The 23,998-nt window shown below is 69.4% G+C and carries 18 protein-coding genes and 1 pseudogene; 13 read left to right on the forward strand and 6 right to left on the reverse strand.

The features are described from left to right. The first annotated feature begins 32 nt into the window (after positions 1-32). Positions 33-3,563 (forward strand): efflux RND transporter permease subunit, encoded by a 3,531-nt coding sequence (locus ACYVGQ_RS06730; RefSeq protein WP_460783789.1) that lies wholly within the window; start codon positions 33-35, stop codon positions 3,561-3,563. Between the two features lie 132 nt (positions 3,564-3,695). Here ACYVGQ_RS06730 and ACYVGQ_RS06735 read toward each other — a convergent pair whose 3' ends face one another. Beyond that, positions 3,696-4,592 carry an aldose 1-epimerase family protein gene (locus ACYVGQ_RS06735; RefSeq protein WP_460783790.1) on the reverse strand — a complete coding sequence of 299 codons (897 nt, stop codon included), beginning with the start codon at positions 4,590-4,592 and terminating at the stop codon, positions 3,696-3,698. Between the two features lie 240 nt (positions 4,593-4,832). On the opposite strand from ACYVGQ_RS06735, the gene ACYVGQ_RS06740 reads away from it, so the two are divergent. Further along, the gene (locus ACYVGQ_RS06740) at positions 4,833-7,139 is read left to right on the forward strand and encodes a DEAD/DEAH box helicase (RefSeq protein WP_460783791.1); all 2,307 of its coding nucleotides are present in this window, start codon (positions 4,833-4,835) and stop codon (positions 7,137-7,139) included. Positions 7,140-7,504: 365 nt separating this feature from the next. Here the strand turns inward: ACYVGQ_RS06740 and ald are convergent, their stop codons facing one another. Continuing rightward, positions 7,505-8,593: an alanine dehydrogenase gene (gene ald / locus ACYVGQ_RS06745; RefSeq protein WP_460783792.1), complete on the reverse strand. Its 1,089-nt coding sequence runs from the start codon at positions 8,591-8,593 to the stop codon at positions 7,505-7,507. A gap of 108 nt (positions 8,594-8,701) precedes the next feature. Between ald and ACYVGQ_RS06750 the strand changes: the two genes are divergently transcribed. Next, positions 8,702-9,175, forward strand: coding sequence for an Lrp/AsnC family transcriptional regulator (locus ACYVGQ_RS06750; RefSeq protein ID WP_460783793.1), 474 nt, complete (start codon positions 8,702-8,704; stop codon positions 9,173-9,175). A gap of 34 nt (positions 9,176-9,209) precedes the next feature. Next, the gene (locus tag ACYVGQ_RS06755; RefSeq protein WP_460783794.1) at positions 9,210-10,268 is read left to right on the forward strand and encodes a DUF1444 domain-containing protein; all 1,059 of its coding nucleotides are present in this window, start codon (positions 9,210-9,212) and stop codon (positions 10,266-10,268) included. A gap of 32 nt (positions 10,269-10,300) precedes the next feature. Here ACYVGQ_RS06755 and ACYVGQ_RS06760 read toward each other — a convergent pair whose 3' ends face one another. After that, complete coding sequence (locus tag ACYVGQ_RS06760) at positions 10,301-10,840, reverse strand: YaeQ family protein (RefSeq protein ID WP_460783795.1); 540 nt, start codon at positions 10,838-10,840, stop codon at positions 10,301-10,303. An 18-nt stretch (positions 10,841-10,858) separates the two neighbouring features. Continuing rightward, positions 10,859-12,934: an intein-containing Rv2578c family radical SAM protein gene (locus ACYVGQ_RS06765; protein WP_460783796.1), complete on the reverse strand. Its 2,076-nt coding sequence runs from the start codon at positions 12,932-12,934 to the stop codon at positions 10,859-10,861. Between the two features lie 133 nt (positions 12,935-13,067). On the opposite strand from ACYVGQ_RS06765, the gene ACYVGQ_RS06770 reads away from it, so the two are divergent. The 9 genes and pseudogenes from ACYVGQ_RS06770 (at position 13,068) to ACYVGQ_RS06810 (ending at position 22,462) form a co-directional block, all read left to right on the forward strand. After that, complete coding sequence (locus tag ACYVGQ_RS06770) at positions 13,068-13,991, forward strand: M15 family metallopeptidase (protein WP_460783797.1); 924 nt, start codon at positions 13,068-13,070, stop codon at positions 13,989-13,991. A gap of 150 nt (positions 13,992-14,141) precedes the next feature. Further along, on the forward strand, positions 14,142-15,305 hold the full coding sequence (locus tag ACYVGQ_RS06775; protein WP_460783798.1) for an acyl-CoA dehydrogenase family protein: 1,164 nt from the start codon (positions 14,142-14,144) through the stop codon (positions 15,303-15,305). 182 nt (positions 15,306-15,487) lie between these two features. Further along, the gene (locus ACYVGQ_RS06780; protein WP_460783799.1) at positions 15,488-15,841 is read left to right on the forward strand and encodes a PadR family transcriptional regulator; all 354 of its coding nucleotides are present in this window, start codon (positions 15,488-15,490) and stop codon (positions 15,839-15,841) included. Position 15,842: 1 nt separating this feature from the next. After that, positions 15,843-16,215: pseudogene (locus ACYVGQ_RS06785) on the forward strand (DUF1048 domain-containing protein). Beyond that, positions 16,212-17,027: an ABC transporter ATP-binding protein gene (locus ACYVGQ_RS06790; RefSeq protein WP_460783800.1), complete on the forward strand. Its 816-nt coding sequence runs from the start codon at positions 16,212-16,214 to the stop codon at positions 17,025-17,027. Before ACYVGQ_RS06785 ends, ACYVGQ_RS06790 begins: the two are co-directional and overlap by 4 nt. Next, on the forward strand, positions 17,024-17,788 hold the full coding sequence (locus ACYVGQ_RS06795; RefSeq protein ID WP_460783802.1) for an ABC transporter permease: 765 nt from the start codon (positions 17,024-17,026) through the stop codon (positions 17,786-17,788). Before ACYVGQ_RS06790 ends, ACYVGQ_RS06795 begins: the two co-directional genes overlap by 4 nt. 208 nt (positions 17,789-17,996) lie before the next feature. Beyond that, positions 17,997-19,568 carry a glycosyltransferase family 2 protein gene (locus tag ACYVGQ_RS06800; protein WP_460783804.1) on the forward strand — a complete coding sequence of 524 codons (1,572 nt, stop codon included), beginning with the start codon at positions 17,997-17,999 and terminating at the stop codon, positions 19,566-19,568. Beyond that, positions 19,549-20,988 carry a glycosyl hydrolase gene (locus tag ACYVGQ_RS06805; protein ID WP_460783805.1) on the forward strand — a complete coding sequence of 480 codons (1,440 nt, stop codon included), beginning with the start codon at positions 19,549-19,551 and terminating at the stop codon, positions 20,986-20,988. Before ACYVGQ_RS06800 ends, ACYVGQ_RS06805 begins: the two co-directional genes overlap by 20 nt. A gap of 49 nt (positions 20,989-21,037) precedes the next feature. Next, positions 21,038-22,462 (forward strand): UDP-glucose dehydrogenase family protein, encoded by a 1,425-nt coding sequence (locus ACYVGQ_RS06810; protein WP_460783806.1) that lies wholly within the window; start codon positions 21,038-21,040, stop codon positions 22,460-22,462. 90 nt (positions 22,463-22,552) lie between these two features. On the opposite strand, the gene ACYVGQ_RS06815 is transcribed toward ACYVGQ_RS06810, so the two are convergent. Both ACYVGQ_RS06815 and ACYVGQ_RS06820 read right to left on the reverse strand, forming a co-directional pair. Further along, complete coding sequence (locus tag ACYVGQ_RS06815; protein ID WP_460783807.1) at positions 22,553-23,119, reverse strand: ECF transporter S component; 567 nt, start codon at positions 23,117-23,119, stop codon at positions 22,553-22,555. Beyond that, positions 23,116-23,991 carry a siderophore-interacting protein gene (locus ACYVGQ_RS06820; protein WP_460783808.1) on the reverse strand — a complete coding sequence of 292 codons (876 nt, stop codon included), beginning with the start codon at positions 23,989-23,991 and terminating at the stop codon, positions 23,116-23,118. The genes ACYVGQ_RS06815 and ACYVGQ_RS06820 overlap by 4 nt, the downstream gene beginning before the upstream one ends. Positions 23,992-23,998 lie beyond the last annotated feature (7 nt).

The raw sequence follows: 23,998 nt of genomic DNA on the forward strand, positions 1-23,998 counted from the left end.
CCTGTCGCGCACTTCTCACCGAAGGTCCTCCCTTGTCGAAGCTCGCCGTCCTCAGCCTGCGCAATCGCGCGCTCATCGCCCTCGTCACGATCGTGGCCGCCGTCTTCGGCGGGCTCGCGCTGACGAACCTCAAGCAGGAGCTCATCCCGACGCTCGAGCTGCCGACGCTCATCGTCACGACGACGTATCCCGGCGCCTCGCCCGATGTCGTCGAGAACGACGTCTCCGCTCCCATCGAGACCGCGATCCAGGGCGTTCCGGGCCTCGAGAGCACGACGGCGACGAGCACGACGAACGCCTCGATCGTGCAGGCGACCTTCGCGTACGGCGAGAACCTCGCCACGGCGGAGCAGAAGATGCAGCAGGCGATCAACCGGATCTCCTCCCAGCTGCCCGACTCCGTCGAGCCCCAGGTGCTGTCGGTCTCCCTCGACGACCTCCCCGTGATCCAGATCGCCGTCACGGGCTTCGACGACGTGCAGGCCGCGCAGACGGATCTCGAGAACGTCGCCGTGCCCGACCTCGAGGACGTCGACGGCGTGAACGCGGCGGAGATCGTCGGCGGCGTCGGCCAGCGTGTCACGATCACCCCGGACAGGGAGGCGCTCGCCGCGGAGGGGCTCGGCACGCCGGCGATCTCCGACGCCCTGCAGCAGAACGGCACGCTGTTCCCCGGCGGCGACATCACCGAGGACGACGAGACGCTCACGGTGCAGACCGGCGTGAAGCTCACCTCCGTGGACGACATCGCCGCCCTCCCGCTGGTCGGCACGGACCGCACGATCGGCGACGTCGCGACCGTCGCGCAGACCGCCGATCCTGTGTCCTCGATCTCCCGCGTCGACGGCGAGGACGCCATCACCCTGTCGATCACCAAGCTGCCCTCGGCGAACACCGTCGAGGTCTCCGACGGGGTGACCGCCGCTCTCGACGACATCCGCGACGCGCTGCCGGACGCGACGTTCACGGTCGTCTTCGACCAGGCGCCGTACATCGTCCAGTCGATCGAGACGCTCGCGACCGAGGGCCTGCTCGGCCTCGTCTTCGCGGTCATCGTGATCCTGGTGTTCCTGCTGTCGATCCGCTCGACCCTGGTCACCGCGATCTCGATCCCCACCAGCGTGCTCATCACCTTCATCGGGCTGCAGGCCTTCGGCTACTCCCTGAACATCCTCACGCTCGGCGCGCTCACGATCGCGATCGGCCGCGTCGTGGACGACTCCATCGTCGTGATCGAGAACATCAAGCGGCACTACGTCGGCGACGCGGACAAGGGCGATGCGATCCGCCTCGCCGTCCGCGAGGTCGCCGGCGCCGTCACGGCGTCCACCATCACCACGGTCGCGGTGTTCCTGCCCATCGTCTTCGTCGGAGACATGGTCGGCGAGCTCTTCCGGCCCTTCGCGATGACCGTGACGATCGCCATGGCGGCCTCGCTGCTCGTCGCGCTGACGATCGTGCCCGTGCTCGCGTACTGGTTCCTCCGCCCGGGCAGGCAGCTGCTCGACGAGAACGGCAGGGTCATCGATCCCGAGCATCCGGACGCCCCGCCGACGCCGCTCCAGCGTGGCTACCGCCCGATCCTCAGCTGGACGCTCAAGCACTCCGGCATCACCGTGCTCCTCGCGGTCGTCGTGCTGGGCGCGACGCTCGCCGCGGCTCCGCTCATGAAGATCAACTTCCTCGGCGACTCGGGTCAGAACACCATGACCGTCACCCAGGACCTCGGGCCCTCCGCGAGCCTGGACGCCAAGGACGCGGCGGCTCAGAAGGTGGAGGAGGCGCTGGACGGCATCGACGGCATCGAGCACGTCCAGGTCTCGATCGGCTCGAGCGGATCGGCGCTGCGCGACGCGTTCTCCGGTGGTGCCGGCGTCACCTACTCGATCATGACCGCAGAGGACGTCGATCAGGAGGAGCTCCGCGCCGACGTGCAGGATGCGGTGGACGACCTGGAGGACGTCGGGGAGATCTCGGTGGCGGGCGCCGCGAGCTTCGGGTCCAGCGACATCGAGGTCACCGTGTCCGCGCCATCAGCGGATGCTCTGCAGGAGGCCACGGATGCCGTCGTCGCCGAGCTGGACGGGCGGGACGGCATAGGCGAGGTCACGGACAACCTCGCCGCCGCGCAGCCCTACATCGCCGTCGTCGTCGATCGGCAGGAGGCGGCGGAGCGCGGACTCAGCGAGACCGCCGTCGGCTCCCTGGTCTCGGCGGCCATGCAGCCGCAGCAGGCCGGCAGCCTCGAGCTGGACGACACCTCGCTGACGGTGTACATCGCGGACGCGGACTCCCCGGTGACGGTCCAGGAGCTCAAGGAGCTCGCGATCCCCACGGCGCTCGGCATCGTCGAGCTGCAGGACGTCGCGCAGGTCGAGCAGCGCAACGGCCCGACGTCGATCACGACCGAGCAGGGGCGCCGCACCGCCACCGTGACCGTGCCGCCGGCATCCGACGACCTGGCCAGCGCCACGGCATCCGTCACCGCCGCTCTCGACGCGGTGGATCTGCCGGACGGCGCCTCCGCAGAGGTCGGCGGTGTCGCCTCGCAGCAGGCGGACTCGTTCTCCCAGCTGGGACTCGCGATGCTCGCGGCCATCCTCATCGTCTACGTCGTGATGGTCGCGACCTTCAAGTCGCTGCGTCAGCCGCTGCTGCTGCTCGTCTCGGTGCCGTTCGCGGCGACGGGTGCGATCCTGTTGCAGATCGCGACCGGGGTGCCGCTCGGCGTCGCGTCGCTCATCGGCGTGCTGATGCTGATCGGCATCGTCGTGACGAACGCTATCGTGCTCATCGATCTCGTGAACCAGTACCGCGAGAAGGGGCTGTCGACCGCCGCCGCGGTGATGGCAGGCGGCGAGAAGCGTCTCCGCCCGATCCTCATGACGGCGCTCGCGACGATCTTCGCGCTGACGCCGATGGCGCTCGGAATTACAGGGCACGGCGGGTTCATCTCGCAGCCGCTGGCGATCGTCGTGATCGGCGGGCTGGTCTCCTCCACCGTCCTGACGCTGATCGTGCTGCCCACGCTCTACAACCTCGTCGAGGGCGCCAAGGAGCGTCGGGCGGCGCGTCGTGCCGGGCGGGACGGCTCTGCGGATGCCGGTGACACGCCGGCGCCGGAGGGGAGCGGCCCGGCCGGTCCCTCGTTCGCGGCTGCGGCCGTGCCGTCGGGCGCGACTGTGCCGTCGAATGCCGCTGCGTCCGGGGATGCCGGCGCCGGGAGCGTCGCGGATGCCGGGACAGGTGCAGGAGTCGGCACCGGGACCGCGGCGGAGCCCGGGACCGCGGCGGGCTCGGGGACGAGAGTGCAGGACGCCGGCGGTTCCGTCGCCGCGCCGAGCGCCATCCCTGCGGATGCGGTCTACATCGCGACGCCGTCCGCGACGTCCTCCGCACTGGCCGCGGCTGCGGCATCCGCGGCGTCGGCCGCTGCCGCGGCCGCTGCCGCCGCAGCGGCCGTGACGGCCGTCGTCGCCGAGGATCACGGTCAGCACACGCTCACGCGTCGCGAGCTGCGCGAGCGTCACCCCGATCTGCCGCCCGCCAACCCGCTCGGCTGAGGCTGTCGGGGCCATCGCTTCGCGGACGTTCCGCGGGCGCGGCGACGATTCACGGACACTCCGGACGGATCCGTCCGTGATCCGTCGTCGCATCCGTGGATCGTCGCCCTCGGAACGGCCGAGGGGCGGGGTTCAGCTCAGTTCGATGCCCCAGTGCAGCGTCCAGGTCTCGCCGGGGAGGAGACGGCGGATGCCGAGACCGCTGTTCAGGGCGTCGGCCGGAGCCGTCATCGGCTCGATCGCGACGGCCAGGTCCTGACCGGGGTAGGCCTTCGTGGTGTACACCTGCACGTAGTCGAAGCCCTCGCCCTGCCAGAGGGTGACACGACGTCCGTCGGGGGCGGTGAGCGAGTGGCGCACGCGGCCGTCCGCATCACGGGCGAGGTCCGTGAAGCCGGTGTCGAGCGCGGTGTCGCCGAGGCGCACCCCGGAACGCAGCTGCTCAGGGGCGGGGGAGGTCCCGGTCGGCAGCATCCGCTCATCGGTCTCGAACTGCGTCGTGGCGGGAACGGCCAGAACGAGATCGCGCGGATCCACATCGTCGATCGTCACGAAGGGATGGGTGCCGAGGGCGGCCGGAGCCGCGGCGTCCGTGCGGTTCTCCAGCGTGTGCTCGACCGCGATGCCGGTGTCGGTGAGGGTGTAGGTGACGGCCGTCGCGATCTCATACGGCCAGCCGGTCTGCGGCACGACGGTCGCCCGAAGCGTCGCCGAGGACTCGGTCGTGGTGAACTCGTAGGCGCTGAAGCGGAGCAGCCCGTGGCTGGCGTTGCCGAGCTTCGGCTCCGTGACGGCGAGGACGCGCGCGGTGCCTTCGTCGTCCCACACTCCGTCGCGGACGCGGTTCGGCCAGGGGGCGAGGACGACTCCCGAGCAGGAAGGGGTGGGCTCGGAGAGCGGATACGTCGGGACGAGCCCGACACCGCCCACCGTGAGGGAGCGCAGCGAGGCTCCGACCTGCGCGATCTGCGCCGTCACGGCGCCGCGCTGCAGGTGGATCTGGTGTCCGGTGGGAGAGAGGGAAGTCACCACGACATCGTACGGGGGTCTTTCTCAGGGTGTCGCGGTATCCTGGAACGGTCGGCTTCGGACAGCCGCGCGACTGCGCGGACGTTTTTGTGTGAAGTGTGAGTCCAGGGGCCGATGGTGAGCGTCGATCGACGCGCATTAACCATCACATGAATGGCCCCGGCCGACGGATGTCCGGATCGGTCTGCGCCTGCGCGCGCAGACGGCTGTTCTCGTGTCGAGAACCCGAAGGACACACCCATGCCCAAGAACCACAAGCCCAAGGGCGGACGCCCCTCGCGCAACTTCGAACCGAGGTACGCGAAGAAGCGCCGCCCTGAGCGAGCGCAGCGAGCCGAAGGGACCTCGTTCCACGACCGTCACAACGAGGGGCGCCCCGCGCGTCAGGATGCCGGGGACGAGCGCTCCTCGTACCGTCCCGCAGGGCCTGGCAGCAAGAGCCCGAAGCACCGCGGCTATCGCCCTGAGTCCGAGTCCGGCGCCCCCAAGCGTCGCTGGACGGCTCAGGAGCGCGCGGGTCGCGACGAGGCCAGGGCGATCCGCGGCCGTGCGGAGTCGGGGCGCCGTGACGCCCCGCATCACCGCGACGAGCGCGGTGGCGCGTCCGAGCGTCCGCGCTTCAACGGCGGCGAACGGCGTTTCGACGGCGAGCGCCCGCGGTACAGCGGCGAGCGTGGCGCAGAGCGTCCTCGGTCCGGCGCCGACCGGCCCGGTCGCGGGTTCGACGGCGCTCGCGGCGCCGAGCGTCCGCGGTACGACGGGAACCGCAGCCAGGACAGGTCTCGCTTCGACGACGACCGTCCGCGCAGGGGCTTCGCGAACGACCGCGGCGACCGCGCGCGCTCCGACGACCGCAGCGGCGAGCGTTCCCGTGTCAGGGACGACCGTGGTGCGGAGCGTCCGCGCTACAACGGGGACCGTGGCGCCGAGCGCCCCCGGTTCGATGCCGAGCGCGGCCAGGATCGGCGCCGCTTCGATGACGACCGTCCGCGCAGGGGCTTCGCGAACGACCGCGGCGACCGAGCCCGGTACGACGGCGACCGCCCGCGTCTCCGGGACGACCGTGGCGGCGACCGTTTCCGCCGAGAGGGCGACCGAGACCGTGGCGGCGACCGTCTCCGCTACGAGGGCGCTCGCGGCGGCGATCGTCCCCGCATCCAGAGCGATCGGGGCGCGGAGCGTCCGCGTCGCGGCGACGACCGTCCGCGTCGCGAGTCCGACCGCGATCGTCCGCGTCGCACCGAGCAGCGGCCTGCCCGGGATGACTGGAACCGGGCCGCAGCACCCTTCGAGCCCACCGAGGATGTCGTCCACGAGCGTCTCGAGGCGAAGACCGTCCAGGCGACCGAGGTCGAGGACGTGACGTTCGCCGATCTCGGACTCGGCTCCAACATCACCGAGACGCTGGCGAACATGGGCGCGGCCTCGCCCTTCCCGATCCAGGCCGCAAGCATCCCGGCCGTGCTCGCCGGCCGCGACGTCCTCGGCCGCGGCCGCACCGGCTCCGGCAAGACGATCGCCTTCGGAGCGCCGCTCGTCGAGAGCATCCTGAAGTCCCAGGCGGGCAAGAGGCGTGAGTTCGGCCGTTCGCCGCGCGCCGTCATCCTCGCGCCGACCCGTGAGCTGGCCCTCCAGATCGACCGGACGGTGCAGCCGATCGCACGCAGCGTCGGCCTGTTCACCACGCAGATCTACGGCGGCGTGCCCCAGGGCCGTCAGGTCGGAGCCCTCAAGAAGGGCGTCGACATCGTGATCGGCACGCCGGGGCGCATCGAGGATCTCATCAACCAGGGCAAGCTGGATCTCTCGGACTGCCGCATCGCCGTCCTCGACGAGGCCGACCACATGTGCGAGCTCGGCTTCGTCGAGCCCGTGCAGCGCATCCTCCGTCACACCGCGGAGGGCAGCCAGAAGCTGCTGTTCTCGGCGACGCTGGACCGTGAGGTCGCCGCTCTCGTCGACGAGTTCCTGGTCGATCCGGCGGTCTTCGAGGTCGCGGGCGAGAACCAGGAGACCAGCACGATCGAGCACCGCGTGCTCGTGATCGAGCACCGGGACAAGGCCGAGGTGCTCACCTCTCTCGTCGACCGTGAAGGGCAGACCCTGGTCTTCGCGCGCACCCGTGCCTACGCCGAGATGCTCGCCGAGCAGTTCGAGGATGCCGGCATCCCGGCGGTCTCGTTGCACGGCGATCTCAACCAGGCCAAGCGCACGCGCAACCTTGCCCGCCTCACGAGCGGCAAGGTCCAGGTGCTCGTCGCCACGGACGTCGCGGCACGCGGCATCCACGTCGATGACATCGACCTGGTCGTGCAGGCAGACGCCCCGGACGAGTACAAGACCTACCTGCACCGTTCCGGCCGCACCGGTCGAGCCGGTCGGTCCGGTCGCGTCGTGACCCTCATCACGCGTCAGCGTCAGCGTCGGATGTCGGAGCTGCTGGAGCGCGCCGAGATCGACGCGCCGTTCGAGCAGGCCCGTCCCGGCGACGAGCTGATCGAGGAGCTCGCCGGTCGCGTCCCGACCGCCGAGGAGATCACCGCGTAGCGGCCGGTCCCGCTGCCGCTGCCGCTGCTGCTGCTGCCGATCCCGCTGCGGTGGCGCCTCCCGGTGGCTCCGGCCGGTGTCCCGTCTGGTCGCCTCCTCGCCTCGGCTCCGCCGGCGGGTGTCTCTTCTGGTCGTCTCCTTCGCCGGGAGGCGACCATAGGAGCCACCCGGCGTCCGTGGGGCGGCGGGACGAGGAACCTCCCGAGCAGTGCTGCGGTTCCGCCAGAGGGTGTCTCCTCTGGTCGCATTCCCGCGTGGTGCCGCTGGGGCGGGGTCTCTTCTGGTCGCCTCCTTCGTGGCGAGGCGACCAGAAGAGACCCTTGCTATCCCGGGAGGCGGCAGAACCAGGACAGCGGCGGCGGAGGTCAGGATGCCGGGATGCCGAGTGCCTCGCCCACCGTGGCGGAGCGCAGCGCGCCGGCCTGAGTGGAGAGCCCGGAGGCGAGTTCGGGGAACCGCGCGAAGGCGGCATCCGTGCCGAGCCCGGCGAGCGCCGTCACGTAGGGCATCGTCGCGTTGGTGAGCGCCTGGGTGGAGGTGCGGGGCACGGCACCGGGCATGTTCGCCACGCAGTAGTAGATCGATCCCTCGACCTCGAAGGTGGGGTCGTCGTGGGTCGTCGGACGCGACCCCTCGAAGCATCCGCCCTGGTCGATCGCGATGTCGACGAGCACCGTGCCCGGCGCCATCGTGGCGACCATCTCGCGGGTGACGAGCTTGGGAGCCGAGGCGCCGGGGATCAGGACGGAGCCGATCACGAGATCGGCCGAGGCCAGCTCTTCGGCGATCGTGTAGGCGTTGGAGCGCAGCGTCTTGATGTGCCCTCCGTAGATCGCGTCGATCTGCCGGAGGCGGGGGAGGGAGACATCCAGCACGGTGACGTCGGCGTTCATGCCCAGCGCCATGCGTGCCGCGGACTCGCCGGCGACGCCTGCGCCGACCACGACGACCTTCGCCTTCGGCGTGCCGGGTACGCCGCCCAGCAGCACGCCTCGTCCGCCGCGGCCCTTCATGAGCTCCGCGCCGCCCACCTGGATGGACAGGCGTCCGGCGACCTCGCTCATGGGGGCGAGCAGCGGCAGCGAGCGGTCGGCGAGCTGCACGGTCTCGTAGGCGATCGCGGTCGTTCCCGCCGCGAGCAGCGCCTCGGTCAGGGCGCGGTCGGCGGCCAGATGCAGGTAGGCGAACAGGGTCTGATCGGCGCGGAGCCGGGGGTACTCCTCGGCGATCGGCTCCTTGACCTTCACGATGAGCTCCGCCGCCCACGCGCCCTCCGCATCGGTGATCGTGGCGCCGGCGGCCTCGTAGTCGGCATCCGGATATCCGCTGCCGTCCCCGGCCCCGGACTGCACGCGGACCTCGTGCCCGTGGTGGACCAGTTCCAGAGCCCCGGCGGGAGTGAGCGCGACGCGGAACTCGTTGTTCTTCACCTCTGTAGGAATACCGATCAGCATGGGAAGATCATCGAAGAGAAATCGCTGTCTGCGGAATATCTCCGCAGAATATTCTGGCGAACTTAGTATTATCGAATCAACTGCAAGGTCTGTCGACGGAAGGCGATCATGGCTGAAGTTCCTTCCGCGGCCGATCTCGACGAGGTCGACCTCCGTCTCGTCGCCCTTCTCCAGCGCGACGGCCGCATGTCGAACGCGGCGCTGGCCGCGGCGGTCGGCCTCGCGCCCTCGACCTGTCTCACGCGCGTGCGCAGTCTTCGCGAGCGCGGGGTCATCACCGGATTCACCGCACACGTCGACCGCCGCCGGCTCGGACTCACCCTCGAGGCGCTGATCGGCGTGCGCATCCGGGCCGGGGCCAGGCATCAGATGGCACTGTTCATGAGGGAGCTGTCCGCCGTGCCGAACGTCGTGCAGGTGTTCTTCCTCGGCGGAGACGAGGACTTCCTCGTGCACGTCGCGGTCCGTGACTCGGATGCCGTGCGCGAGTTCGTGCTCGACAACCTCAGCGCTCATCCGGCCGTCGCCGGTACCAGGACGAGCCTCATCCTCGACCACGAGACTCCGGCGCCCCCGGCCTGACCGGCGTGGCATCGGCCGATGGTAGCCTCGCCGGATGGCAGACAAGCGCGGCCGCGATGTCCTCCGCTCCCTCGATCCGGTGGACTGGGGGCCGGCGGATCTCGGCCTTCGCGTGCTGAAGCCGCGGGCCTCCGCCGAGTTCGCTCCTCGCTCTGGCGTTCCCGTCGGCCCGGCCCCGCTGCTGGCCACGTGGTTCACCGCGGCCGGTGAACGGGTGGACCGCTCCGCCTTCGCCGACGGCGACACGGTCGATGGGCTCACGTTCGATGAGGCGTACGCGATCGCGGAGGGGAACACCAGGGCGGAGCCGTTCACCGCTCAGCCGCTGGACGGCGTCCGCGGCGTCGGGATCGTCCGTCCTTACGCTGCGACGCTTCTCGCTGTGCCGGACGTGCTGCTGGCGTTCGCCGAGGATCTCGACGGCGAACTGCTCGTCGCGGCGCCGACACCGCAGTCGCTCCTGCTGTTCGGCAGCACGCAGCAGGATCTGGACGTCGCCCTGCGCAGGGTCATGGCGACGATGATCGGCGCAGGACCCGCCGGGCTCTCGCCGATCGTCTATCGCGTGGCCGCGGCTGGCGAGGCCTCGGGAATCGCGCCCTGGACGTCGGAGGACCCGGTGCTGCATCCACTCGTCGAGCGCGCCAGGCAGCTGCAGATCGAGCGGTACTACGGACCGATGCTGCAGTACGACGACATCGGCCGCTACACGTTCCGCGGTCGCGGTGCGGCGTGCGCGAGGCCGCAGTGGTCGGTGGGTGCGGACGGCGGGATCCGCTCCTACGCCGTCTGGTCGCCGAACATGCATCCCGTGGTGCTGCCGCCGGTCGACTGGATCGCGGTCAATCTGAAGGGTCCGCGTGCGGCGCCGCAGCGGTGGCTGCGGCGGGATGAACTGGCTCGCGTCGCCGGAGTCGAGCTCACGGCGACCGCGGAGTTCGGGCTCCCCGTCGACGTCGTCGAATGGCCGAGGCGGCGGGAGGATCGTGACGGCGCCGAGCTCACGGCGGCGCTCAGACACGCCGGGGCGCGAAGCACGGCCGTGATGGGCGGGATGGGCGAGTCGGTCCACATCCTCGACCTCGTGCGCTGAGTCCGACGCGCCCGCCGCGGACGCACGGGATCTCAGCCGATGCGGTGCTCGTGCACGGCCGAGGTCAGCGAGGTGCCGTTCAGGTCAAGGTAGAGCTGCGCCTCCGTCACGGTCAGGGTCGCCGCGTTCCTGCGCTCGAGCACGCGGGTCCCGGCATCGATGAAGCCGGGGTCGAAGCCGTAGACGCGGATCGCCTCGGCGCCGTGGATGCGCTTGCCCTCCCACGCGGCGATCACCTTCGCCGGATCGCGATGCGTGTAGACGACGGTGCGCTCCGCGAGACGGCTGCCGTAGTGCATCCGCTCGGCGTCCGGTGCGCCGATCTCGATCCATCCCGTCGTGCGGCCGGTGAGGTCGCGCACGACCACGGCGGGCTCATCGGTCGAGGAGAGCCCCTCGCTGAACGTGATCCCCTCGATGTACTCCAGGCAGTACGCGAGGACGCGCGTGAGCATATAGGCGTCGGTCTCGGAGGGATGCTTCGCCGCACGGAGCGCGAGGTCTTCGTAGACGCCGCGGTCCATGTCCGCCAACTGCACTGTGAACGTGTGGATCGTCGCGCCTGTCGCCATGATCATCGAGCCTACGCGTCAGAACAGCGTGGCCGGGGCGGGCGCCGTGACGACAGGGCGCGGCGGGGGCGCTGGACGCCGGTGCATCGGCAGGTCGTCGTCCGAGCGCGCCTCGAGGCCATGCCCGCGGATCAGCGGCCGCACGCGCTTCGCCAGCCACTGCCGGTAGGGCTTCGGCGCCTCGGACGCCGCACCGGGGTACAGGGCGCGGTAGGCCGAGGTCAGCTCCGGATGCTCACGCTGCAGCCACTGCAGGAACCACGGCTTGACGCCGGGGCGCAGATGAAGCGCGCCGTAGATGACGTTGTCGGCACCGGCCTCCCTTATCCGCCCGAGCGCGCCGTCGACCGCCCCGAGCGAGTCGGTGAGGTGCGGCAGGATCGGCATGAGGAACACGCCGACGCGGAATCCGGCGTCCGACAGCGCCCGGACGGTGTCGAGGCGAGCCTGCGTCGATGGGGTGCCCGGTTCGATGGAGTGCTGCAGTGCCTCGTCGTACATCGCGATCGACATCTGCACGTCCACGGGGACGGAGCGCGCCGCCTCGACGAGCAGCGGGATGTCGCGCCGGATCAGCGTGCCCTTGGTGAGGATCGAGAACGGCGTGCCGGAGTCGGCGAGTGCCCGGATGATCCCCGGCATGAGCCGGTAGCGCCCCTCCGCGCGCTGGTAGGGGTCGGTGTTCGTTCCCAGCGCGACGAGGTCGTGCTGCCAGCTGCCGCGGCGCAGCTCCTTCTCGAGCACCTCGACGACGTTCGTCTTGACGACGATCTGCGAGTCGAAGTCGCCGCCGCCGTCGAGGTCGAGGTACTCGTGCGTCCCGCGGGCGAAGCAGTTGTGGCTGATGACTCCGTTGGCGATGAAGTCCCCGGTCCCGGTCGTGATGTCGAGAAGGTCGTGCTGACCCTTCAGAGGCGTGATCCCCATGACTCTGAGGTCTGCGACGGTCTTGACTGCGGTGCCTTCGATCGAGAGCTTTCGGCTGATGGCAGGGTTCACCAAATCGAAAAAGCGCTGCCGAAGGGGAAGTCCGCCGATGACCCTGACCGAGCGGACGCCGTTGCTGCGAGCGGGCTCGAGCACATGAGGGACGGCCAGTGTCGTCATGCCTCTTTGGATGAGGCGGAGGATCTCGACGTCCTTGTTCGAGATGCGGAGCACGCCTCGTGAGCAACTGCTCTCCGCATCGAAGATGCCGGCGAGAAAGCCGGCGTACCAATCGGCGTCAGGAGAACCCGGCGTCGCGATGAGAGTCTCGATGATCTCGACATTCTTCCGAGCGGCGGTGTGGATGGCATTTGCTGCGCTGCGCCTTGCGGTCTGGACTTGGAAAGGACGTGTGCGCGTCTCGACGCCCTCTGCGGCCAGGAGATCCCTTGTCCGCGACAGCGCCTCCTCGTCGATCAGGGCGAGCCGGAACATATGGATATCGCGCGTTCTGCTCGCGCTCCGATAGGTGCCATGAAAGATCATCCCGTCTCCGCGGATCATGCCGGCGAGATAGCCGCGACGGTATTCCGGATCGTCGTGTGCTCGCAGGATCGCAGGGACGTCACCGCGACCGAAGCCCAGTAGCCGATTGCTTGTCGTGAGATGGGGGCGTTGCCCTGTTTCCGCATCGGTCACATGCTTCCAGCCCCGATCGGTGAGGAAGCGGTGGTCACCACTCGCGATGATCTCCGTGCCGTCGGCGAGGAGGATCCGGTACGCGGCCTTCCTCGTCGCCCATTTCGCTTCGATCGTCGTCCGTACATAGCGCCTGTACATGCCGTCCACACGGGTACCGATTATCTCGTCTCCGACGGCCAAGGCCGACAGGGGGCGCTGTCGCCCGTCCGCGCAGAGGATGAGGGTGTCAGGCGAGACGCAGTACACGCAGGCATGGCTGCACCCTCGATAGGGGTTGATCGTCCAGCCGAAGGGCATCCGCGATCCGCCCGGCACCCGGTTCAGAGCCGACTTCGACAGCACTTCGTGGAACGTCATCCCGGTGAACTCGGGGGTGGTCACGGAGCGCACGATTCCGCTGCGATTCTCCAACCCGGGCAGCGCCGAATCGTCCACGTCGTCGATCGTCTGTCCCTGCCACCGCATATGCTTATTAGAACAAAAGAACGAAATATGTGCAACCGTCATCCGAACGCAAGAACGAATCCTGCGAGAAGCGATCAGGACGGAGGCGGGAGGTGTGTCGTCGTCGTTCAGCCGACCGGGGGAGAATGGAGGCATGAGCGAGGCGACGCGTCCCCGGCACGCGACGCCGCGTCGTCGTTCCCTGGCCCTCGCGCTGCCGCTCGGCGTCGCGGTGACGGCGATCGGCGCGCTGTGGGCGCTGGCGGAGGTCCCCGCCGTCGCCGAACCCGTCCGGCCCGTCCCGGCGGCGGCGCTGCAGCTGCCCCCGGTGGACGTCGAGGCGACCCTCGCCACCGATCACTGCGCCGAGGCGGAGGTGCAGACCGCGCTCGCCTCCGGCGACGATGCGGCGGTCATCGCGGCCTTCGGCGGCGGGGAGGGGTTCCGCGCGGCGGTGGCCGCCGGCAATGCGCCGTGCATCTCGCTGGACGATCCCGAGCACATCTGGGTCGTCGTCAACAAGGCGCGTCCCCTCGATCCGGAGTCGTTCACGCCGAGCGGGCTGATCCCGACCGAGCTCCGCACGACGAGCCGCTCGGATTCCCTGCGCGCGGATGCCGCTGCGGCGATCGACGCGCTCGCCGCAGCGGTGTCGGATGCCGGCGCCGGCTCGCTGGGCATGAACAACGGCTATCGCTCCTACGGTCTGCAGCGGACGACCTATGCGGGGCACGTCGGATCCCGCGGACAGGCCGCGGCGGACGAGGTCTCCGCGCGCCCGGGGCACAGCGAGCATCAGACCGGACTCGCGCTCGACGTCGTCTCGTGCAGCGGAGGGTGCGGCGGGATCCACGACTTCGGGGGCACCCCCGAGAGCGATTGGGTGATCGGGCACGCCTGGGAGCACGGCTACATCGTCCGCTACGAATCCGGCCGCACCGATGTCACCGGTTATGCGCCGGAGCCCTGGCATCTGCGCTACGTCGGCGTCGAGCTGGCCGCCGCGTATCACGCGGGCGGGTACACCACGCTCGAGGAGTTCTTCGGCCTGGACGCCGCGCCCGACTACCTCGACTGACACCTGCTGCGAGCCTCCTGGAGGCACTCCACAATCGCGGTACCCGGTCTCATCGGATGCGGGATGCATTCCCACAACGAGGTGTCCCCTGTGCGTCGGTCGACATAGAATCGCCGGAGCAACGACGCGAGGAACGTTCGGGAGGACGGCATGGAACGCGACATCTACGACGAGGATCACGAGGCATTCCGAGACCTGGTGAAGGAGTTCGTGAAGCGCTACGTCACGAACCAGGCCATCGAGGGCTGGGATGCCGCCGGCGAGGTCGACCGCCAGACGATGCGCGCCGCCGGCGAGGCCGGGATCATCGGGCTGTCCGTCCCCGAGGAGTTCGGCGGCGCGGGGATGCTCCAGGACTACCGGTTCCGCGCGATCGTCAACGAGGAGATCATCGCCGCGGGCGCGGGTTCGCTGGCCGGAGCCTTCGGCATCCAGGACGATCTCGCCGTGCCGTACCTCGTGCACATGGGCACGCAGGAGCAGAAGGAGGCCTGGCTGCCGCGCATGGCCACCGGTGAGGTCATCGGCGCGCTCGCGATGACCGAGCCCGGAGCGGGCAGCGACCTGCGCGGCATCAAGACCACGGCGAGGAAGGTCGACGGCGGCTATGTCGTCAACGGCGCCAAGACGTTCATCTCGTCCGGCGCCACGGCCGACGTCGTCGTGACCTTCGTCAAGACCGGCGAGGGCAACCGTCCCGATGCGTTCAGCCTGCTGCTGATCGAGAACGGCATGGCAGGCTTCGAGCACGGCAAGAAGCTCGACAAGATGGGCTTCCACGGTCACGACACCGCCGAGCTCTCCTTCACGGACGTCTTCGTGCCGGATGCGAACCTCATCAGCGGCAAGGAGGGGCAGGGATTCATCCAGCTCATGATGAACCTGCCGCTGGAACGCCTGTCGATCGCCGTGGCCGGCGCGGCGGCGGCACAGGCCGCCTTCGACTGGACCGTCGCCTACACGAAGGACCGCGAGGCGTTCGGCGAGCGGATCATCGACTTCCAGAACACGCGGTTCCGGATCGCCGATATGGCGGCGACGGTCGATGCGCTCTGGGCGTACATCGACCGCGCCCTGCTCGCCTACAAGGACAGCCGGCTCTCCGCCGAGGAGGCCGCGAAGATCAAGTTCTGGGCCACCGAGCGCGAATGGGAGGTCCTCGACCTCGGCATCCAGCTGCACGGCGGCTACGGGTACATCACGGAGTACCCGATCGCCCGCGCCTTCCTCGACGCGCGCGTGCACAGGATCTACGGCGGTACGAACGAGATCATGCGCGACATCGTCTCGCGCCAGATCGCCGGCAAGCGCTAGAGGGATCCGGCGGCACACGGCCGCAGCGCTCGCACAGGGGAAGGCGTCGGCTCCGAAGTCTCGGAGCCCACGCCTTCCCCTTCCGCATGCCCACGAGCTAGCTACTCAGTGTTGCCACCTACCGGTACTCAGTGATACCGTCTACTGGTAGTCAACAACGCTGAGTAGAGACGGGGCATCGCATGGCGAGCCAGATGACGGAGATGCTCAAGGGATCGCTGGAAGGGATCGTGCTCGCGATCCTGGCCGAACGGGCCGCGTACGGGTACGAGATCACCGCGTGGCTGCGGGGTCAGGGGTTCGCCGACATCGCCGAGGGCACGGTCTACGCCCTGCTGGTCCGCATCGAGCAGAAGGGCCTGGTGGATGTGGAGAAGGTCCCGTCCGAGAAGGGCCCGCCGCGCAAGGTCTACTCGCTCAACACGACGGGCCGTGAGCAGCTCGCCGAGTTCTGGCGGACCTGGAGCTTCCTCGCGGAGCGGATCGAACGGCTCCGCAGCACCGACGACAGCAGCACCGACGGGAAGGACGTATGACATGGCAGTGAAATGGATCGAAGCGCTCACCGGATCGCTCGAGCAGAAGAAGCAGTACAGGCGGGATCTCGCGCGGATCGACGCCCCTGCCGGCTCCCTACGCGGATGCCGCGAAGGCCCTCAACCGGTACTTCATGTACTACGGCGCGATCGGGGAGGGCGACGTGCTGCTCACGATGATCGGCGACCACGTCGACCTCTGGGAGCGCGCGGCGCTGGACGGTACTCCGGTCAGCGCGATCGTCGGAGACGATCCCGTGGCGTTCGCGGAGGAGTTCGTCCGCTCGTACCGCCACAGAGAGTGGATCGACAAGGAGCGCGACCGCCTCGCGAAGGCGATCGACGCCGCGATCGGAAGGGAACGCGAGTCATGAACACGCAGACGCTCACCCGCCCCGCGATCCGGGTGCGGGGCATCCGCAAATCCTTCAAGGGCCTCGAGGTGCTCCGGGGCGTCGACTTCGACATCGAGCCGGGGAGCATCTTCGCCCTCCTCGGCTCGAACGGCGCGGGCAAGACCACCCTCGTGCGCATCCTCTCGACGCTGCTCAAGGCGGATGCCGGCACCGCCGTCGTCCTCGACAGCGACGTGGTCGCCGATGCGAACGGCGTGCGCGAGTCGATCAGCCTGACGGGTCAGTTCGCCGCCGTCGATGAGGTGCTCACCGGGCGGGAGAATCTCATCCTCGTCGCGCGGCTGCGCCATCTGCAGGATCCCGCTGCCGTCGCCGACGGGATGCTCGCGCGCTTCTCGCTGACGGATGCCGGAGGGCGCAGGGCCGGCGAGTACTCCGGCGGCATGCGCCGCCGGCTCGACATCGCGATGAGCCTCGTCGGCGACCCGCCGATCATCTTCCTCGACGAGCCGACCACGGGCCTCGACCCGCAGGCGCGGATCGAGGTGTGGGACACCATCAGGGAGCTCGCGAAGGGCGGCACCACCGTGCTGCTCACCACGCAGTACCTCGACGAGGCGGAGCAGCTCGCCGACCGCATCGCGATCCTGCACAGGGGGACGATCATCCAGAACGGCACGCTCGCCGAGCTCAAGCGCCTCCTGCCGCAGGCCAGAACGGAGTACGTCGAGAAGCAGCCCACCCTCGAGGAGGTCTTCCTCGCGCTCGTCGGCGAGTCGGCCGACGAGCAGGCCGTGGCCGAGGCATCCACGGAGGGGAACCCGTCATGACCGCTCACGTCCTCCGCGACACCGGTGTGCTCACCGGCCGGTCGCTGCGTCACATCCTCCGCAGCCCGGACACGATCATCACGACCGCCATCACGCCGATCGCGCTCATGCTGCTGTTCGTCTACGTGCTCGGCGGCGCGATCGACACCGGAAGCGCCGGCTCGTACATCGACTACATGCTCCCTGGCATCCTGCTGATCACGATCGCCTCCGGCATCGCCTACACGGCGTACCGGCTCTTCCTGGACATGCAGGGCGGCATCTTCGAGAGATTCCAGTCGATGCCGATCGCGCGCTCCAGTGTGCTGTGGGCGCATGTGCTCACCTCGCTGGCGTCCAACCTCGTCTCGGTCGCCGCCGTGGTCGGCGTCGCCTTCGCCCTGGGGTTCCGCACCGGCGCCTCCTTCGGCGCCTGGCTCGGGGTCGTCGGCATCCTGGTCCTGTTCACCCTGACGCTCACCTGGCTGGCGGTGATCGCCGGGCTGTCGGCGAAGACCGTGGACGGCGCGAGCGCGTTCAGCTACCCGCTGATCTTCCTGCCGTTGCTCAGCTCCGCCTTCGTGCCGACCGCCTCGATGCCCGCTCCGGTGGCGTGGTTCGCCGAGCACCAGCCGGTCACCTCGATCGTCGAGACGATCCGCTCGCTGTTCGGCGGCGAACCGGCCGGGGTCGATGTCTGGGTGGCGCTGGCCTGGCTCGTCGGCATCCTCGTCGTGGCGTACATCTGGTCGGTCGCGATCTATCGTCGCAAACTGAACTGACAAATGGTATCCCAATATATTGCCATCTGAACTGGGATTAATATCCGCGCTGTCCTCCATTCGGGGGACAGCGCGGTTTGTTAACGTCGCGTGAAAATCGCCGCGAGACGCTTGCGTGCGGTCCCGGGGGGCTCTCAGACTCGGCACTACCGAAAGCGCCCCCAGCGTCGCGGGCTCCACCAACCGTTCGATCTGTTGAGGGAGTGCGATGTTCATCTTTCTGCTGCAGCTGAGGAACATGCTCGGGGGGTATCCCGAGCTGTACCTCTTCGTGGTGTACTCCGCCCTGATCTGGGGGCTCTGGCTCACGAAGCTTCTCATCAGCCAGCGCTACCGGCCGTACACGGAACCGCACAAGGCGGGCACGAGCGTGATCATCCCGGTCGTCGACGAGCCGCTCGACCTGTTCCGCGATGTGCTCGGGCGGATCATCGACCAGAACCCCGACGAGATCATCGTCGTCATCAACGGGGCCCGCAACGTCGGCCTCGAGGAGGTCTGCGCCGAGTTCGCTCCGAAGGTGCGCTGGGTGCACACGACGATCGCGGGAAAGCGCAACGCCGTCAAGGTGGGCGTCGAGCTGTCCTCCTACGAGATCTCGGTCCTGGTCGACTCCGACACCGTCTGGACGCCCGGAGCGCTCGAGGAGCTGATCAAGCCCTTCGCCGACGAGCGGGTCGGGGGCGTCACGACCCGCCAGCGCATCCTCGAGCCGGAGCGGAGCTGGATGACGCGCTGGGCGGACTGGCTGGAGAACTCCCGGGCGCTGTACGCCATGCCGGCGCAGAGCGTCCTCGGCCAGGTCGGCTGCCTCCCCGGACGCACGATCGCCTTCCGTCGCGACATCCTGATCCGCGTCATGGACAAGTTCATGACAGAACGGTTCATGGGCGTCTTCCTCGAGGTCTCCGACGACCGCACGCTCACGAACCTCACCCTGAAGGAGGGCTACCGCACCGTCTATCAGCACACCAGCCTCGTCTACACGGACGCACCCACCCAGCTCAAGAAGCTCTTCAAACAGCAGCTGCGCTGGGCGCGCGGCAGCCAGTACAACACGCTCCGGATGCTGCCGTGGATGCTGGGGCACGCGCCGCTGCTGGCGGTGTTCATGCTCATGGACATCGTGCTCCCGTTCCTGCTCGCGGGAGTCATCGGCGGCTGGATCTTCCGCGCCGCGACCGGCGCGGGACACAACTTCTACGAGGCGATTCTCGAGGAGTTCGGCGTCGGCTCCGGGCTGATCTGGGTCGTCGCGCTCATCGTCGTCTCCTCGGTGCTGAGCATGGCGATCCGCCAGCTTCGGCATCTCGCGGAGAGGCCAGGCGACTTCCTGCGACTGCCGATCTTCATCCTCGCCTCGACGTTCTTCCTCATGCCGGTCCGCCTCATCGGCTTCTTCCGGATGGGACACGTCGCGGGCTGGGGGACCAGGGCAGGCGCCTACAGCGCCGGTCAGGACGACGCCGTCGACGGCATCCAGGCCGCGGATCCGGAGAGCGAGCGGATGCTGCAGGAGCTGCGCGACCTCTCGGACGGCACGACCACAGCACCGGCGCCCGCCGTCGACGCGCATCCAGCCGACGCCGTGCCGACGTCCACCGCGGCGACCGCCGTCCTGCCCCGCACCGCCGCGCCCCTGCGGCGCAAGACCATGCAGGAGCCGCCGCCGTCTCCGGAGCCGCGCCGCCGGCTGAACCCCAAAGCCGCATGGCCGTACGTCATCGGATTCACGATCTTCGGAATGGAGGCGGTGTTCCTTGTCCTCGGCACTGCGTAACCCTCGGAGCTGGTGGGCGGCCACGCCGGCCGCCGGCCGCCGTGGCCTCCTCGGCGGCGCGATCCTGGTCGCCGCCCTCATCGTGGTCAGCGTGCTCGTCTGGGTGAGTCCCGGCGGTGCGACCCCGCCGCCCTCGCTGGACGCCCAGCTCGCCGCCAGCCAGGCGGAGAACGCAGAGCTCCAGGAGGAGCTGGATGCGGCGAACGCCCGGCTGGACGCCGCGAACCCGCAGACGACTCCGGCGGACGATGCGACGCCGACCCCGACGCCGACCCCCGTCCCGACCTCGACGCCGACCCCGGCCCCGGAGGAGCCGGCCGTCCCCGAGCGGGAGACGATCGTCGTCTATCGCGACAGGGAGAGCGAGGCGCAGCCGCATCCGTCTCCGCCGTCGAAGCCGGCCACGCCCTCGAAACCGGCCGCGCCGACCAAGCCGGACGCGCCGTCCGTCGCCGACATCCTCGCCCCGGAGTCCCGCTACTTCGGCATGTACACGGGGCAGGCGCCCTTCAACTTCGCGACGTTCGACGACGCGGCATTGGATGCCGGCAGCCGTCAGTCGCTGGTGGGCTATTTCGGCGGCTGGGATCAGGCCTTCCGCGGCGACGTGGTGACCGCGTCCTGGAAGCGGGGACTCCTGCCGATGCTCACCTGGGAGTCGAGGCCGATCAGCGCCCCGAACGACCAGACGATTCTGCCGGAGTACTCGCTGCCCCGCATCCTGGCGGGCGATTTCGACGCCTACCTGCATCAGTACGCGAAGGACATCGTCACGACGGGGCTTCCGCTCGCGATCCGGCTGGACCACGAGATGAACGGGACCTGGTACCCCTGGTCGGAGCAGAAGACGGACGGATCCTCGCTGAACGGCAATGGGAAGGGCGACTTCGTCGCCATGTGGCGCTACGTGCACGACATCTTCGAGGCCGAGGGGGCGAACGCCTACGTGATCTGGACGTGGGCGCCGAACATCGTCAACAACCTCCCCGCGCGTCATCAGGACATCTCGTATCTGCAGTCCCTGTACCCGGGGGACGAGTACGTCGACCTCGTCGGCGCCTCCGGCTACCTGCGCACCCCTTTCAAGCCGGCCAACGACTTCACGTTCGGGTACACGTTCGACGCGACGCTGGACCAGCTGCGCGCCATCACCGACAAACCCCTCATCATCGCCGAGGTCGGGGCGACGGAGAACGGCGGGCACAAGCCCGAGTGGGTGGCGTCGATGTTCGACGCGTTCGCCGATCCGGAGAACGACGACGTGATCGGCTTCGCCTGGTTCAACCTCGCCGTCACGACCGTCAGCGAGGGGCAGCGTGTGACGAACGACTGGCGCATCGACTCCAGGGCCGATTCGCTCGTCGCGTTCGCGGAGGGGCTCGCCGACCCCGCGAGCCGTTTCCAGATCATCCCGCACTGACCCGCCGACCGACACCGCACGAATCGTTCGCACCGAAGGGATCACCATCATGAAGACGAAGAACGCGCACCGCATGCACATCGCACCGCCGCCGCCGGGAGAGGAGTCCGCCCCGCTGAGGATCAGCGTGATCGGCACCGGCTACCTCGGTGCGACCCACGCCGCCGCCATGGCCGAGCTCGGCTTCGACGTCATCGGCGTCGACGCGGATCCGACGAAGATCGCCGCCCTCGAGCGGGGGGAGGTGCCCTTCTTCGAGCCGGGGCTGCCCGAGCTGATCGCGCGGCACGTCGCCACGGGACGGCTGTCGTTCACGACGGATCTGAGAGCGGCCGTCGAGGCGAGCGACGTGCACTTCATCTGCGTCGGAACACCGCAGCACCCCTCCAGCCACGCCGCCGATCTGCGATTCGTGGACGCTGCGACCCGAGCGGTCGCGGAGAGCCTGAGTCATGACGGCCTGATCGTCGGCAAGTCGACGGTCCCGGTCGGCACGGCCGCGCGGCTGCGCGGGATGGTCGCCGGGACCGCGTCCCCCGCTGTACATGCGGAGCTCATCTGGAACCCCGAGTTCCTCCGGGAGGGGCTGGCCGTGGAGGACACGCTGCGCCCCGACCGGGTCGTGATCGGCGGCGCATCGCCGTGGGCGGAGGAGCGCATGCGCCGCGTCTACGGCGCCGCCATCGCCGCCGGCGCGCCGTTCGTATCCTGCGATCTGCCGACCGCCGAGCTCGTGAAGGTCAGCGCGAACGCCTTCCTGGCGACCAAGATCTCGTTCATCAACGCGATCGCCGGACTCTGCGAGAAGGCGGATGCCGACGTCTCGGTGCTCGCGGACGCGATCGGCTACGACGCGCGCATCGGGCGCAAGTTCCTCAACGCCGGGCTGGGCTTCGGGGGCGGATGCCTCCCGAAGGACATCCGCGCTCTGATGCACAGGGCGGGCGAGCTCGGCGCGTACTCCGCCGTGAAGCTCATGCAGCAGGTGGACGAGATCAACATGGATCAGCGTCAGAGGGTGATGGACATCACCCTCGGCGCCCTCGGCGGCTCGGTGCTCAACGCCCGCGTGGCCGTGCTCGGAGCGGCGTTCAAGCCGGACACCGACGACGTGCGCGACTCCCCGGCGCTGAACGTCGCTGCAGCTCTTCACCTGCGCGGTGCGCTCGTGACGGTGTTCGACCCCGCCGCCGGCCCCACGGCGAAGCGCAGCTTCCCCACGTTGGGCTTCGCGGACACCATGGAGGACGCCGTGCGCGATGCCGACATCGTGCTGGTGCTCACTGAATGGGAGCAGTTCCGGACCGCCGATCCGGTGCGCATGGGCGGTCTCGTCTCGCGTCCTCTGATCGTCGATGCGCGCAACTGCCTGCCCCTCGAAGCGTGGCAGGACGCGGGCTGGCAGTACTGGGGGCTCGGCCGCGCCACGGCCGCGTCGAAGGGGATGACCGTCCAGCGGGCCAGGGCCGCCTGACGGGAGTGCGGGGTGTGCGGGCGTATCGGACCGTGCCGCACACCCCGACGAGGGGCATCGCCGCCCGGCATCCGGGCCCGTCTCCGCCGCTCAGACCGCGCGCTGGGCGACCCCCGCGCGCCTCAGGCGATCGGCGATGACGATCCCCAGCCACACGCCGATCAGCGAGGCGAGGACCGTCACGACGATGAACGTGCCGATCACCCAGGAGGGGAACGCCGCCATGTCGGCGGCGAATCCCGCCCAGATCGCGTAGAGCACCGAGGCCAGGCCCGTGCCGGTGTAGTACATCCACCGATGCCAGCGACGGTAGAGCGTCACGAGGAACGGCAGCTCGACGAAGAAGGCGAACATGACGTTCGTGATGACGATCGCCGGCCCCGTCGCGGAGAGCGGGGCGGCCACGAGGCCGGACAGGATCCCGGTGAGGATGCCCACCCCCGGAGCCTCCAGGAGGCGCAGGGCGATGACGTAGCCGATGACCCAGGCGCCGTAGGTCAGCGCGGACAGCGGGGGAGCGATCGGGGAGAGGAATGTCGAGAGGGCTGTCGCGGGGATGATGAGGATCCCGGTCGCGACGCCGATGGCGGCGCAGGTCAGCAGGATCCGCGTGGGGAAGCGGCGTGTCGGCTTCGGCGCGGTCTCCGGCGCGCTCATGCCAGCGGCTCCGCGGCCTGCTCGCGGGCGGCTCTGGATGCCGGGGATGCGGCGCCGACCCTCCAGTAGCCGCAGAAGCTCACCTGGTCCTTGTCGACGTCGCGCTCGCCGACGAGCTGCTTGCGGACGCCTGCCGCGAGGCTCTGCTCACCGGCGCCGTAGGCGTGGAACGGCGCCATGGGCAGGTCGGTCTCGCGCAGCGCGGCCAGCGCGAGCTCGCCCGGCTTCGCGTCGTGGCGCCGCACGATCCGGATCACCTCGATCCCGTCCGGGTGCGGGAAGTCCAGGGCATCCTCCTCGGACGGCGTCTCGACGATCGCGAGGCCGGTCGCCGTCGGGGGGAGCGAGGCGCAGATCGACGCGATGGCGGGCAGCGCCGTCTCATCGCCGACCAGGACGACCCGCTCTGTGCCGCGCTGAGGATTGAAGGTCAGCCCCTCGTCGATGATGAGCACGTTCTCGCCGGGTGCGCAGGTCTCCGCCCAGCGGGATGCCGGACCGGCCGTGCCGTCCGCGGCGGAGCCGTGCAGCACGAAGTCGACGTCGATCTCCGCTCCGGCATCCGCTGTCGCCGCGCGGTGCGCGCGCACGGTGTAGTTGCGCATGACGGGGCGCTCGCCGTCGGGGATGCGCAGGAACCTGAGGTACCCGAACATGCTGTTGGCCTTCGCGGGCACCCGCTCGAGCCCCGCTTCGCCGCCGATGGGCAGGAACAGGCGGAACCACTGATCGAACCCCATCGGGCGGAACCGCTCGACGTCGCCGCCGCCGAGGGTCACCCGGATCCAGTGCGGCGCGAGGCGCTCGGTCCGCAGGACCGTGAGGCGGAGGAGCTCGGCGGACGCGGGTTTGACCATCTTGGAATAGGCCATGATGTTC

It is taken from the genome of Microbacterium tumbae (assembly GCF_054780175.1).

Bases quoted from the DNA above. Each gene is read 5' to 3' on its own strand.
- ACYVGQ_RS06740 (WP_460783791.1), top strand. From the start codon at position 4,833: ATGCCCAAGAACCACAAGCCCAAGGGCGGACGCCCCTCGCGCAACTTC.
- ald (WP_460783792.1), bottom strand. From the start codon at position 8,593: ATGCTGATCGGTATTCCTACAGAGGTGAAGAACAACGAGTTCCGCGTC.
- ACYVGQ_RS06750 (WP_460783793.1), top strand. From the start codon at position 8,702: ATGGCTGAAGTTCCTTCCGCGGCCGATCTCGACGAGGTCGACCTCCGT.
- ACYVGQ_RS06755 (WP_460783794.1), top strand. From the start codon at position 9,210: ATGGCAGACAAGCGCGGCCGCGATGTCCTCCGCTCCCTCGATCCGGTG.
- ACYVGQ_RS06760 (WP_460783795.1), bottom strand. From the start codon at position 10,840: ATGGCGACAGGCGCGACGATCCACACGTTCACAGTGCAGTTGGCGGAC.
- ACYVGQ_RS06765 (WP_460783796.1), bottom strand. From the start codon at position 12,934: ATGCGGTGGCAGGGACAGACGATCGACGACGTGGACGATTCGGCGCTG.
- ACYVGQ_RS06770 (WP_460783797.1), top strand. From the start codon at position 13,068: ATGAGCGAGGCGACGCGTCCCCGGCACGCGACGCCGCGTCGTCGTTCC.
- ACYVGQ_RS06775 (WP_460783798.1), top strand. From the start codon at position 14,142: ATGGAACGCGACATCTACGACGAGGATCACGAGGCATTCCGAGACCTG.
- ACYVGQ_RS06780 (WP_460783799.1), top strand. From the start codon at position 15,488: ATGGCGAGCCAGATGACGGAGATGCTCAAGGGATCGCTGGAAGGGATC.
- ACYVGQ_RS06790 (WP_460783800.1), top strand. From the start codon at position 16,212: ATGAACACGCAGACGCTCACCCGCCCCGCGATCCGGGTGCGGGGCATC.
- ACYVGQ_RS06795 (WP_460783802.1), top strand. From the start codon at position 17,024: ATGACCGCTCACGTCCTCCGCGACACCGGTGTGCTCACCGGCCGGTCG.
- ACYVGQ_RS06800 (WP_460783804.1), top strand. From the start codon at position 17,997: ATGTTCATCTTTCTGCTGCAGCTGAGGAACATGCTCGGGGGGTATCCC.
- ACYVGQ_RS06810 (WP_460783806.1), top strand. From the start codon at position 21,038: ATGAAGACGAAGAACGCGCACCGCATGCACATCGCACCGCCGCCGCCG.
- ACYVGQ_RS06815 (WP_460783807.1), bottom strand. From the start codon at position 23,119: ATGAGCGCGCCGGAGACCGCGCCGAAGCCGACACGCCGCTTCCCCACG.
- ACYVGQ_RS06820 (WP_460783808.1), bottom strand. From the start codon at position 23,991: ATGGCCTATTCCAAGATGGTCAAACCCGCGTCCGCCGAGCTCCTCCGC.